The sequence below is a fragment of the Pseudomonas saponiphila genome (assembly GCF_900105185.1).
GTDB lineage: Bacteria > Pseudomonadota > Gammaproteobacteria > Pseudomonadales > Pseudomonadaceae > Aquipseudomonas > Aquipseudomonas saponiphila.
The window spans coordinates 2006795-2019801 of sequence record NZ_FNTJ01000001.1; the positions used below are offsets into that span (position 1 = coordinate 2006795).

Consider the following 13007-nt stretch of genomic DNA (forward strand, 5'->3'; position numbering starts at 1 on the left):
CCGAGGACACAACATCAGGTCGATGCTGGCGCCGCGGACAAAAAAATCCCCGCCCCGGAGACCGGAGCAGGGTGGGGTTCAACCAGGGGAAATCAGAAGCTGTACTTGACGTTGAACATGACGTTGCGCGGGTCACCGTAATAGATCGAGTTGTAGGTGCCGATACCGCTGTAGTAGGTCCGGTCAAAGACGTTGTTCAGGTTGACCGTGGCCTTGAGGTTCTGGTTGAAGTCATAGCTGCTCATCAGGCCCACCACGGCGTAGCTGGAACGGGTGAACTTGTGGCTGGGCAGCGGGTTGTTGGAGGCATCGGCGAAGGTGCTGTCGACGAAGGAAGTCGCGCTCTGCCATTGCATGTTGCCACCCACGGTGACCTTGTTCAGCTCGGCGGGCAGGCGGTAGGTGGTGGCTACCTTGAACAGGTGCTGTGGCTGGGTGGTGGCCACGCGTTTGTTCTTGGCGTCGTAGGACTCCTGGTAGACGTAGCCGGCGTTGACGTTCCAGTCCGGCAGCACTTCACCGGCCATTTCCAGCTCGATGCCATTGGTGGTGGCGCCCTTGATCGCGCGCATGGCCTCGAAGCCGTCAACACCAATCACGCCTGTATTCTCGCCAAGGTTGTCCTGCTTGAGCTGGAACAGCGCCAGGCTGGCATTCAGGCGACGGTCGAAGTACTCACCCTTGAGCCCCACTTCGTAGCTCTGCCCGGTCAGCGGTTCCAGGGACTTGCCGCTGACGTCCAGGCTGTAGGGCTGTGGCTTGAAGATGTCGGTGTAGCTGGCATAGACCGTGTGGTGGTCGTCCAGGTCATAGGTGACGCCGGCATAGGGAATGACTTCCCCGGAGTTGGTGGTGGAGATGCGCGGCAGTTGGCGCAGGGCGTTGACCCGATCGATTTGCCAGTCGTAGTCGTTGACCCGGGCGCCAAGAATGAAGTTCAGGGCGTCGGTAGGCTTGAGGATCACCGCTGCGTAGGAAACCTTCTGGGTGCTCTTCACATCGAAGGTCGACCACCAGGCCCAGTCGGTCGGGTAGGGCATGCTGTTGTTCCAGTTCAGCACGTCGTCGATGACTTTGGTGGTGGTGCCGTCGATACGCTTGGAGCGGGTGGTGGCATGGGAATAGTTGTAGCCCAGCACCAGTTCATGGGTGCGCCCAAACAGTGAGAACGGGCCCTTGGCATACGCATCGAAGGACTTCTCGTCGCTGTTGGAGCCGAAGTTGGCCACGCCGCCCGGCGGCAGGTAGCCATAGTCCTGGCTGTTGTCGAGATTGACGTGCTCGCTGGACATGCCGGCGATGATTTCCCGCGAGGTGTACTTGCGTGTATTGACCGTCGCCTTGAAGGTCCAGTCGTTGTCGAACTGGTGATCGAGGCCGACGAAGGCGTGCTGGGTTTCCTGGTTGCGGTAGGCGAACTTGTCCGCCGGGTTGGTGGAGCGGGAGAACTTGATCCGATCACCGTTCTTGTAGAACACCGGCAAGCTGGTGTTGGTCGTGGCGTCGTCGTTGTTCTTCTGGAAGTCGTAGCCGACGCTGAGGGTGGTGGCGTCGCTCAGGTCGCCTTCGAGAATGCCGTAGAAGACGTTCTGCTCACCTTTCTGGTAGTCGATGAAGCTGTGGCGCTTGCCGGTGCCGGCCACCATCCGCCCGCGTATCGCGCCGCCTTCCACCAGCGGGCCGGAAACGTCCACTTCACTGGTGTAGCGGTCCCAGGAGCCGGCGCCGGCGGCGACGTGGCCCTGGAATTCCCGGGTCGGGCGCTTGCGCACCATGTTGATCACCCCTGACGGATAGCCGACTCCGTTGACCAGGCCGGTGGCGCCCTTGAGTACTTCGATGCGGTCGTAGATCAGGGTGTTGCCGATGCTGTAGTTGTCGCGGATGTTACCGCCGTCGGTGCCCAGGCTGGGAACGCCGTCGTATTGGAAGTTCTGTATTTCAAAGCCGCGCGAGTAATACACGTAGCCTTCGGAGCTCTCGCGGTTGACCGTGATCCCGGGGGTCTGCTGCATGACGTGCGCCAGTTCGGTCAACCCTTGGTCATCCATCTGCTGGCGGGTGATGACGCTGACCGACTGCGGCGTTTCACGCAGGGACAGGTCCATGCGGGTGGCCGAGTTGCTTTGCCCGGTGGTGTAGGAACCGGTCCCCTCAGTGGTGCTCCCCAGCTCCTGAGTGGAAATGTTCGTGGCCCCCAATTCCACCGCACCAGTGCTTTGTAGCAGGGTCACGGTGTTGCCTTGGCGCTGATAACTCACCCCGGTCCCGCGCAGCAGTTGCGACAGGGCCTGGTCGGGTTGCAAGGAACCCTTGATCGCCGTGCTGCGCTTGCCCTGGACGCTGTCCTGGTTATAGAGCACTTGCAGGTCGGCTTGCTGGCCGAACGTCTGCAAGGCGTTGCCCAGGGACTGCGCAGGAATATCGAAATTGGCTTGCTGGGCCTGTACCTGGGCGGCACAAGGCAGCGCCAATACGGCCCCAAGCAGATAGGGACGCAAGCTCGGCCGCAGCGCATGGCGCATGAGCAGGGCTGTTTTCAGGGGGGTGAGTCCTAGAGGTGCTGGCATGTTCATTTGCTCTTATAAAGCGGCAATGGGAATTCGTTCTAAATGCTAATGTTTCTCAAACTTGTTATGAGACGTTCGACTTGCCGAAAACCGGAAAGCCGATAGGTAAAAATCAGGCCGGTTCGAGTTCGCAGCTGACCTTGCCCGCTTCCATCCGGACCAACTGGTCGGCGATGTCGAAATAGCGATCGTCGTGGGAGATGACGATGATGGTCTTGCCCATGCGCTTGAGGTCCGGCAGCAGCTCGGTGTAGAAAATGCGCCGGAAGGTCGGGTCCTGGTCGGCGGCCCATTCATCGAACACCAGCACCGGGCGTTCCTCGATCCAGGCGTTGACCAGCGCCAGGCGCTTGCGTTGCCCGGTGGACAGATCGGTGGTGGTGAAGGCCCCGTCGCGGATGCTCACCTTGTGTCCGATCTCCAGGCGCCGCAGGTACTGTTCGGCATCCGCGGGCAGTTGTTCGCCGCCCTGGACCAGGTCGTCGAACAGGTAGTAGTCGGCAAAGATGGTGGTGAACAGTTGCCGATAGTCGTCGCGGGTCTGGGCGGTGACCGCTTGGCCGTTGAGGCGGATCTCGCCTTGCTGGGGCCGGTACAGGCCCAGCAGCAGCTTGATCAGGGTGGTCTTGCCGCAGCCGTTCTCGCCCACGATGAAGACGATGTCGCCCTGCTTGATCCGCAGGTTCACCGGGCCCAGGGCAAAGGGTGCGCTGCCTTCAATGGCTGGGAAGGCGTAACGCACATCCCGCAGTTCCAGGCTATGCACCGCCTGGGGTTGGGTCGTGGTGTCGCTGAGCAGCAGGTGCGGCTCGGGCGAGGAGAAGCGCTCGGACAGTTCGGCGATACGGCGGAAGGCTACCTGGGCGCGGCTGACGATCGGCAGGTTGCCGATCAGCAGTTCCAGGGGGCCCTTCATGTACAGCAGCACCAGGACGAAACCGCTCATCACCGCGCGGTCGTTGTCGGGCCAGAAGGACTGCAGGGCCAGGGCCAGGCCGATGACCACGAAGAACAGCATCGAGCCGAAGGTCTTGGCGACAATGAATATGTTCACCGACTCGATCTGTTTGTTGCAGATGTGCTCGGCGCTGTGCTTGATCCGCTGGTTGAACATGCGGTTGCGGCGTGGCCGGTGGATGCGCAGTTCCTTGGCGCCATCGGCAATGGCGTTGTAGTGCTTTTGCAGGTTGTCCTCTTCATCCCGGGCGTCCATGAAGCCCTTGATGCCCTTGGTCTGGGCGACGAATTGCACGCTGCAGCCAATCACGATGGCCACCAGCATCAGCAGGAACATCGGCCAGGAGAGCAGGGCCAGGTAACCCAGGCAGCCCAGGGTCACGGTCAGGGAAATGGCCAGGGGCGCGAAGGCGAAGGCGAAGTCGCTGATGGTGTCGATGTCGTGGGTCAATACCGGGATCAGGCGATGGCTGCGATAGCGTTCGATCTGCTCGATGGGGGCGCTGAGGACTTTTTCCCCCAGGTCTTTGCGCAGCTTGCTGATGATGTGCTGGCCGACGTAGTTGCTGCCGATGTCCGACAGGATCGAGCACAGCAGCGCCAGCAGGCACAGCCCGGCGAAGGTCAGGACCACGCCGCGGCTGAGCCCGTCGGCGCCGTTCAGGGCCTGGTTGATGGTGGCCAGCAGGACGGTGATGCTCAGGCCGCCGATGATGCCCAGCACGATCGAGAGGGCCACGGTGGGCCAGAAAGGTTTGAGCAGGCCCAGCAGGTCTCGGATGGCGCTGCGGCTACGCGGAGGGCTGTTCATGATGACTCCTGGTTCAAGCGCGAATAGGGGCGGGTGAGGGGCGGTATGCGGTGCTGCAGGGGGGCGGAGGTGCAACCGTCGGGTTCATCTGGGGCATTTCCTCTGGAGTGAATCGATATACGGGCAATGTTCCGGGGCGCGCCGCGCCGTCCGCTGCAGTGCCGGGCCTGAGCAGGCTGTCGCGCTCGGGACGGAGCCGGGCTCAAGACCGTTGCAGAGAAGACGAAATGAGGCAGGAGGGATTTAGCGCGGGCCTGGCGTTGGCCCGGGTGCCGGCCGCCGCCGGAGGGCGGCAGCGACCGGTGGATCAGCTCACAACGGCCGATCGAAGAAGAACTCGCGCTCCAGGCGCAGCAGGGCGGCTTTCTTGTGGGCCAGTTGGATGTCCTTCAAGTGACCGAAGCCCTGGGACTTGAGAAAGTCGATCTGCCGATCATGGTCGATCCGCGGTTCGCCGAGGATGCGCTGGGTGCGCGGGTCATCCAGAAACATGTAGTGCATCAGCGAATTGAACCAGCCCTTGAGCTTGCCGATGCCCTGATGCTTGTTCTCGCCCACCACCACGTGCCAGCCGCGGTCATGGTCCTGTACGTCGTAGTAGGGGGCGATGCGGTCTTCCTTGCACCAGTAGACTTCGAAGTAGGCGAAAGGCTCGTCGTCGTAGCAACCGATCAATGGGTGGACCCGTGGGTCGGCGAGCATGTCCTGCAGGTAGGCGGCGTGCTCGTCAAGGCTGCCGGCCTGCTCCCAGAAGAACGCCACTTGTTCCAGGTTCATCCAGCGGTTGAAGGCCTGCAGGTCACGGTCCGGGTCGATGGTGCGCAGGCTGAATTCGGTATTCAGCCCCGGTAGTCGGCGGCGGTACACCTCGCCCTGGGGCAGTGGCGGGCGTTGCGGGTGACGTTTCTCGCCGCTGAACTGGTAGAAGGGCGCGGTGTGGGCACTGGCCGGCGCGCTGAGCCAGGGCAGCGGGTGCTGCCAGAAGGTGCTGCGCCGGCACTGCAGTTCCACCTGATGGGCGTCGGCGGCGAGCAGGGTGTCGAAGACCCCCAGGCGAATGGCCAAGACCGCAAAGTCGCGGCCGGCCCGCAGGCGAACCCGCACCTGGGCGGACTTTTTCCGGTGGCAGAAATGCCCGCCCAGCACCGCCAGCAGCGCGCTGGCGGGGTAGTTGGGCGGCACTTCGCCGAGGATCTCGATCAGCTCGCCATCGCTGCGAAAGTTCAGCGCTGCGAAGCCCTCGGTGTGCAGGCTGCCCTGGTTCTCTTCGGCCTCATGCACGCTGGCGGTGGAACCGTCGTTCAGCGACAGGGTAAACAAAGCTGCTTTCATGGTGTGTCTCCGTCAGGCGATGTGGGGGAGGGTCAAAGGTCGCGGGCAACCCGGAACCCCAGCCAGTCGCCACGATCAGTGGGGTAGATGTTGTTGCGGTTGCCTGAGCGGGAAAAAATCGGCGCTTCGGTCCAGTCGTTGCCACGCATCTGCAGGACGCTGCAGTTGGGCTCGGTCCAGGCGCTGCCATCGGAGGGGGCGCCGACATAGTTCTCATGCCAGCAGTCGGGGGTGAATTCGTAGACATTGCCGTGCATGTCGTAGACGCCGAAGGCGTTGGGGGGGAAGGATCCGGCCGGTGAAGTGAAGCTGAAGCCGTCTTCCGGACCGTAGGTGTTGGCGTGCTTGGCGATGCTGTACTCCTTGCCCTCGTCGAAAGGGAAGGGGAAGGGGCCGGTGCTGCCGGCGCGGGCTGCGTATTCGCGCATGGCTTCGCTGACGATGTAGTAATGCTGGCCGGTGCGCTTGGACAGCCAGGCGGTGTAGGCCTGGGCTTCGTTGAAGTCCATGCACACCGCCGGCTGGCGTGGACCTACCGGGTAACGGGGTTTGCCGGCCTTGCATTCGCGACCGGGGCGGGTGTCGCCGTCGGGCATCTGGTAGCCGGTTTCCTTCAGGTAGGTTGCCCACTCGCCGGCCAGGACCTGGAAGCGCCCGATGGCGAACGGTTTGGCGAAGGTCACTTCGTGCATCGGACCTTCGTCCTCCTGGCGGCCAACCTCGTCATCGGGGGTGCCCATGGTGAAGGTGCCTGCCGGCAGCACCACCATTTCCGGGCAGTCCTTGCAGTCCTTGAAGACCTTGCCTGGTTGGGGCGAGGCGGCGGCCTGGGCGGCGGCCGGCAGGAACAGACTCAGCAGCAGGGCCAGGGAGAGGTTGGCCAGGGGCGAGCGGTGGCTGGTGTTCGATGGGTGCGGTTTCATCGTGACTCTCTTCTAAAAAATGATGCAGGGCGCCGGGTCGCAGGGGGTCAAACCCTCTTGCGCAGCAGTTCTACAAGGCGGTCGATCTGTCGCTCGTCGTTGAGCAGCCCGGGAGCGGTACGCACCACCGGGCCGACGTCCCGGTCCACGGCATCGACTACCACCCGGTTGGCCATCAGGTAGGCGGCGACCTTGTCGCAATCCTGTTGCCGGATCCGGAAGAAGGTGAAACCCGACGACAGCTCGGGGCTCAAGGGGGTGACCAGTTCCACCTGGGGCAGCTCCTGCAGGCGCTGCTTGAGGTAGCTGTTGAGAGCGTGGATGCGTGCCTGGACCTCGGCCTTGCCCAACTGCAGGTGCAGCTTGAAGGCTTCATCCAGGGCCCAGCGGTGTTCGAAGGCGTGGTAGCCACCGGGTGTCATGCTGGTGCCGAAATTGTTGTCCTCGGAAAAGGTCGGCACGCTGGGGGTGACGTTCTTCAGTTCCTCGGAGCGGGCGCAGATGATCCCGGTGCCGCGAGGGCCGAACATCCATTTGTGGGTGCCGGCGATGAAGAAATCGCAATGCATGTCGGGAAAGCTCAGGTCTTCCACGCCAAACCCGTGGACGCCATCGACCACGTAGAGAATCTGCCGGGATTCGTCACGCTGACGGTTGAGTTCCTCCACCAGCTTGCCGATTTCGCCGATGGGCAGTTTCACGCCACTGCCCGACTGCACCCAAGTCATGCCAAGCACACGGGTGTTGGGGCGAATGCTGCGTCTGATGGAGTCCAGGACTTCATCGCTGGAGACTTGGTGCGGGTCCTTGAACAGGCTGATCTTGCGCACCTGGGTGCCTTGTTTGCGCACCCGGTACTCCAGGCTGTACTCGGTGGCGTAGTGCTCGTGCACCGTGGTCAGGATCTCCTGATCGGGCCGCACGTGAATGCCGCCATAGATCATCGCCAGGCCTTCGCTGGTGCTGCCGGTGAGGGCGATCTGCCCGGGCTTGGCGTGCAGGTAGCGACCTGCCCATTGACGCACCTCGGCCTCGCGTTTCCAGGTTTCCTGCAGGTCCCAGTCCATGGCCAGGCCCGGGTTGCGGTCGATGTTCGCGCGATGGCGCGCGATGGCTTCACGCACGGGCCTGGGGTGCGAGGTCACCAGGAAGTTGGAGAAGTGCAGGTAATCCGGGTCCTGGTCGAACAGCAGGCGCAGTTGCGCCCATTTGTCGTTGGGCGTGGGGCCCAGGGTGCTGGCGCCGGAGTCGGATGCAGCCAGGGCACTGGCGCCCAGAGGCAGGCCGGCGGCGAGGATGCCGGCCTGTTTGAGAAATGTACGGCGATCGGTCATGAGCTCATTTCACTGGTTGGCAAATGGGAGAAATCAACGATTGGCCACAGGCTTGGCGGACTGCTGCACCTGTGCCCAGACCCGCAGGAAATTGCCGCCCCAGAGCTTGGCGATGTCCGCTTCGCTGTAGCCGCGCTGCAGCAGTTCGGCGGTGACGTTGCGGCCCTCGCTGACATCCTTCCAGCCGTCCAGGCCGCCGCCGTCGTTGAAGTCCGAACTGATGCCGACGTGGTCGATACCGATCTTCTTCACGGCGTAGTCGATGGCGTCGCCGAAGTCCTTGAGGCTGGCCTTGGGCTCCGTTTCAAGGATGGCGTACAGCTCGCCGGCGTATTCGCCGAAACGTTGTTCGGGCCACACGGTGATGATGGCGTCGCCGGGCATCAGGGCCATTTCCAGGCCGGTCAAGGGCTGCAGGTCGAAACGCGCGCGCAGGGCGTTGAGCTTGTCCCGGGTCGCTTGGCTCAGGGGCCGCAGGTAGGTGGGGAAGCCGACGATCTGTACCACGCCGCCGCTGTCCTTGATCAGTTGCATTTCCCTGTCGCTGAGGTTGCGCGGGATATCCACCAGGGCCCGGGGCGCCGAGTGCGAGGCGACGAAGGGCGCGCGGCTGAGTTGGCTGACCTGCTCCAGGGCCTTGGTCGACATCTGCGAGACGTCGATGATCACCCCCAGGTCGTTGAGCCGCCGCACCGCCTGCTGGCCCAGTTCGGACAAGCCGCCGAGGGCGTCCGGGGTGTCGTTGAAGAACGGCAGCGGGCGCGAGGAGTCGGCCCAGGCGTTGTTGCCCACGTAGCTGAAACCGAACATGCGCATGCCCCGGGCCGCCCAGTGATCGAGCTGGTCGAGATCGGTGCCCAGGGGGTAGGCGTTGAGCATGCTGAGGAACACCGCGAACTTGCCTTCACCATTGAGGCGGCGGAACTCTTCCGGGGTGTGGGCAATGGCCACCTGATGGGGGAAGTCGCGGACCATGCCGGTGAGGATCTTGTAGCGCGCTTCCTGCTCGTTGCGCGCGGCGTCGACAAAGCCCGCCGTGGGGCGATGGGGGGCATTGGGCCCGTTCCAGATTTCCGGCCAGCCAAAGATCGTCAGGGCCGCGCCGGACAGGCGTCCGCGCCCGGCCTTGGCCAGGTCGAACTGGCCGCTGCCGTCCTTGTCGGCTTCGTTGCCGGCGCTGCCGAAATCCAGGGGCACGGTGATGTGGCTGTCGAAGGAAAGGATGCGTTCCTGCAGTTCTTCGGCCTGTTTCATGACCTTGACCGGGTAGCCGGGGTTGTCCCGCAGCCAGGAGTCCCAGGCCAGGAATGCGGCGCCGGCGCTTATCGCCAGGGCCAGCGGCAGGCCGATGTAAAGAGCCTTCTTCGAACGTGGTTTTGTCATTGCCATCTCAGTCGGATTCGCCGTCAAGGTGCAGGCACAGGGGCCTTTGCTATCTGGGAAGAACGAGCCAGTGACGAGGAAATTTAAGTGCCCTTTGCACAGGCTAAATTTCCTCGGGCAACAAACGTCCTTGCTTGGATAAGGCCTGCATCAGGGCTGACACAGGTAGGGCAATGACGATTTCTCGACGAGGGTTCATGGCGGGCTTGGCGCTGACTGGCGCTGCCGTGCCGGCAGCGTTTTATGTGCATCGCGAGTTGACGCGCGAGGAAGAGTTTCCCGTCACCCCGGGCGAAGCTACGGTGGACCTGGCGGACACTGCCGGGCAACGCTTGGCGGACCAACTGCGGGGCGTCTGGAGCATCCGCTTCGAAGGTGCCGATGCCGGGCTCGACGGCTTGCCCCGCCAGGAGCTGGAGTTGTTCCTCGACATCGCCCAGCGCGGCCGCGGCCTGTGCGGCTACCTGGATAGCGCCGAGGCGCTACGTGCCGAGGCCGAGCCGCGCTATCGGATCGTCGGCGACCTGGTGAACCCGCAGCCGGCTGAACTGTACTGGCGGCTGATCCCGGCCAGCGCGGTGGACGGTGCTGCCACCTATGAATTCAAGATGAGCCTGGATGAGGTCTGGGCCGGTTTCGCCAATGCTGGCAGCGGCACCCTCAGCGGCCGTGTCGAGCGTCTGGACCGGCCCCTGGCGCTGCCCGCCCTGGACAACCGCTTTGTCGCCACCAAGCAGATGTTTCCCGAAGCCCGCCAGCGTATCGGCTTGAACCCGACGCTGCTGGCCTGGCTGGTGTCGCCTGAGCATCGGTTGTTCCACCAGCTGTGGCACGCCACCCGGGACAAGTGGCACCGGCTTTCCGAAGAGAAGCGTGACGCCCTGCGCGGCATCGGCTGGCAGCCTGGCCCGCGGGGGCAGGAGCGTGATGCGCGCGGTCCGAAGAAGGATCGCAACGGCTCGGGCATCGATTTCTTTTTCATGCACCGGCACATGCTGGGTACGGCGCGTTCCATGCAGGACTTGCCGTCCTGGCGGCATTTCCCCCTGCCGCAGCCGGAACTGCTGCGTGATCGCCTGGGGTTCGCCCGCTATTTCGACAACCATGACGGCGGTTCCCTGCCGCCGGCGTGGCTGGCCGATGACGATGACGACTACAGCCAGTGGGTCAGCGACATCAAGGCGGGTGAGACCTACCACAGCAACTTCCAGGTCTGGGAGTCGCAATACCGCGACCTGCGCTACTTGGCAAAGCTGACCCTGGGCCAGTTCGGTTCGGAAATCGAACTGGGCCTGCACGACTGGCTGCACATGCGCTGGGCCTCGGTGCCGCGCGATCCCTCCAGTGGTGCGCCGGTGCCCATGGCCCGCGATCCGGCGGATTTTTCCCCGCGCTGGTACCAGCCGGAAAACGACTTTCTCGGCGATCCGTTTTCATCCCATGTCAGCCCGGTGTTCTGGCGCTTCCATGGCTGGATCGACGACCGCCTGGAGGACTGGTTCCGCGCCCACGAGCGTTTCCATCCCGGCGAGCTCAAGCGCCTGGAAGTCAATGGCGTGCCCTGGTTCGCCCCGGGGCGCTGGGTCGAGGCCGGCGACCCCTGGCTGGGGCCGGTGACCCACGGTTGCAGCACCATCCCTGGATTGCAGAGCGGCAAGACCGTGGAGATGGATCCGGAAACCATGAAGCTGGCTCTGCGCATCACCTTTATCGATGACGAGAAACAACTGGCCGACCTGTTTCGCAAGGTGCCACGCCGACCCTGGTATGCGCGGCATTTGAAGGTCAGGCAGCGGCTGTTGTAGCGGCGTCCTGTAGGCACTGGCAATACATTGGCGGTTGTTCCCGCTGCCAGTGGACACCATAGTTGCCCGGTCGCCGAAGCATCGGCGGCTGATCTTAGCCGGTCGGAAAGCAGCTCTATGGTTGTTCTTCAAGCAGCTTATGGAGTTTCACCCATGACGGATTTCATCCCGCTACACAGCAATCTCACCCCTAACCCTGTCTTCCACCTCGACCGCAACGCCCCAGCGGCAGACTTGCACGGCGGCGCGGTATAGCGCATCAAGGCTTCTCGCGACCTGATGCACAGCCTCAACTGCCTGCGCCTCGAAGGCGTCAACGAACGCGATCTGAGTCACTTCGTCAACGCCGCTCACTTGCTGCTGCAAGACGGCTGCGATGCCCTGGATGCGTTGCAGTGGTATCTGGAGGCTTAAGCGCGGGGTACTGAAAAGGCCGGTTCACTTTCTGCAAGTGAACCGGCCGTGCATGAATCGGCGGTCAGCGAAGCGTTGGCGCGGACGCCTGCCAGCCACCACCCAAGGCCTTGTACAGGGCAATGCTCGACTGCAGCCGCGCCAGTCGTAGTTGCACGTTCTGATCCTGAGCGGCGTACAGGGTGCGCTGGGTTTCCAGCACGGTCAGCAGGTCTTCGGCGCCGGCCTGGTAGCGGCTCTGGGCAATCTCGAAGGCCCGTTGCGCCTGATTCAACTCCTCGCTCTGCCACTGGCGTTGCTGGTCCAGGCCGCGAATGCTGTTGAGGGCTTTTTCCACATCGGCAAAACCATTGATGATCGCTGCGCGATAGCTTTCCAGCAGTTCTTCCTGTCGGGCCGTGGCCTTGTCCCGTTCGGCGCTCAGGCGTCCGGCATTGAAGATTGGCGCTACCAGGCCGGCACCGAGGTTGTAGAAGGGGCTGCGCAGCAGGTCCGGGGCGTGGCTGGCGCCTGAGCCGAGGCTGGCGCTCAGGGTCACGCTGGGCAACATGGCCGCCCGCGCCACCTTGACGTCGGCCTGGGCTGCGGCCAGCCGGGCTTCGGCGCTGGCGATGTCCGGGCGGCGGGTCAGCAGTTCGCTGGGGACGCCGGCATTGATGCTCGGCCATTGCAGTTGGGCGAAGTCCTGGTGGCCCAGGCTGAGCGCCTGCAGCGGTTGCCCGAGGAGGGCAGCCAGGCTGATCCGCGCTTCCTCGGCCTGTTGCTGCAGCAGTGGCAACTGGCGTTGCTGGGCGGCCACCAGGCTGCGTTGTTGGGCCAGTTCCAGGGCCGTGGCCGAGCCCGAGTCGTAGCGGGTCTGCACCAGCTTGAGCACGTTCAGGGCGTTGTCTAGGTTCAGTTGGGCGATGCGGCTTTGTTCGTTCAGCGCCAGGGCCTGGGTGTAGCTGTTGGCGACGCCGCTGAGCAGGGTCAGCTCCACGGTGGCGCGGTCGAACTCGCTGGCCTTGACCCCCAGCAGGGCGCTGTCGCGGGCGGCGTGGCGGCCGCCCCAGAAGTCGATTTCGTAGCTGGCGCTGAGGCTGGCGTCGAAATAGTCCACGGCCTGGTTGTCGCGGGTGGCGTTCAGTTGGCTGTAGCCCTTGCCACGCAGCAGTTTCTGCCGGTTGGCGTTGAGCCCGCCCTTGAGCTCTGGCAGCAGCGGCGCGCCGGCGATTACTGCGCTGGCCTGGGCCTGGCGTACCCGTGCCATGGCCGCAGCGAGGTCGAAGCTGCCCTCGCGGGCCTGGGCGATCAGGCGGTCCAGCTCCGGGCTGGCGAACTGGCTCCACCATCGCCGGTGGTCGGCCTGGGCGGTGGGGGTGTCGGCTGTTTGCCAGGTGGCAGGGGCTTGCAGGCCGCTGTCCGGGCGCGGTGCGGGGCTGCTGCAGGCGGCCAGCAGGATGCAGGCGGCAAGAAGGCTCAAGGGTGTTTTCATCGAT

The 13007-nt window shown here is 63.8% G+C and carries 8 protein-coding genes and 1 pseudogene; 2 read left to right on the forward strand and 7 right to left on the reverse strand.

Features of this window, described 5'->3' with window-relative positions; all coding sequences use genetic code 11:
- Window positions 1-92: 92 nt before the first annotated feature.
- The 6 genes from BLV47_RS09440 to pvdM all read right to left on the reverse strand — a co-directional run bounded on the left by BLV47_RS09440 (window position 93) and on the right by pvdM (window position 9310).
- Window positions 93-2570 carry a TonB-dependent siderophore receptor gene (locus tag BLV47_RS09440; RefSeq protein ID WP_167365632.1) on the reverse strand — a complete coding sequence of 826 codons (2478 nt, stop codon included), beginning with the start codon at window positions 2568-2570 and terminating at the stop codon, window positions 93-95.
- Window positions 2571-2682: 112 nt separating this feature from the next.
- Window positions 2683-4338, reverse strand: a complete 1656-nt coding sequence (locus BLV47_RS09445; RefSeq protein WP_092312531.1) for a cyclic peptide export ABC transporter — start codon at window positions 4336-4338, stop codon at window positions 2683-2685.
- Window positions 4339-4650: 312 nt separating this feature from the next.
- Entirely contained in the window at window positions 4651-5670 is a 1020-nt protein-coding gene (locus BLV47_RS09450) for a GNAT family N-acetyltransferase (protein WP_092312534.1), read from the reverse strand.
- Between the two features lie 32 nt (window positions 5671-5702).
- On the reverse strand, window positions 5703-6593 hold the full coding sequence (gene pvdO, locus BLV47_RS09455; protein ID WP_092312537.1) for a dihydropyoverdine dehydrogenase: 891 nt from the start codon (window positions 6591-6593) through the stop codon (window positions 5703-5705).
- A 47-nt stretch (window positions 6594-6640) separates the two neighbouring features.
- On the reverse strand, window positions 6641-7927 hold the full coding sequence (gene pvdN / locus BLV47_RS09460; RefSeq protein ID WP_092312540.1) for a pyoverdine-tailoring periplasmic protein PvdN: 1287 nt from the start codon (window positions 7925-7927) through the stop codon (window positions 6641-6643).
- Window positions 7928-7960: 33 nt separating this feature from the next.
- Window positions 7961-9310, reverse strand: a complete 1350-nt coding sequence (gene pvdM / locus BLV47_RS09465; protein ID WP_092312543.1) for a pyoverdine-tailoring dipeptidase-like protein PvdM — start codon at window positions 9308-9310, stop codon at window positions 7961-7963.
- A gap of 173 nt (window positions 9311-9483) precedes the next feature.
- Between pvdM and pvdP the strand changes: the two genes are divergently transcribed.
- Both pvdP and BLV47_RS09475 read left to right on the forward strand, forming a co-directional pair.
- Entirely contained in the window at window positions 9484-11115 is a 1632-nt protein-coding gene (pvdP, locus tag BLV47_RS09470; RefSeq protein WP_092312546.1) for a pyoverdine maturation tyrosinase PvdP, read from the forward strand.
- A gap of 153 nt (window positions 11116-11268) precedes the next feature.
- Window positions 11269-11529, forward strand: a pseudogene (locus tag BLV47_RS09475) (hypothetical protein).
- Window positions 11530-11593: 64 nt separating this feature from the next.
- Here the strand turns inward: BLV47_RS09475 and BLV47_RS09480 are convergent.
- Complete coding sequence (locus BLV47_RS09480) at window positions 11594-13003, reverse strand: efflux transporter outer membrane subunit (RefSeq protein WP_092312549.1); 1410 nt, start codon at window positions 13001-13003, stop codon at window positions 11594-11596.
- Window positions 13004-13007: the final 4 nt, after the last annotated feature.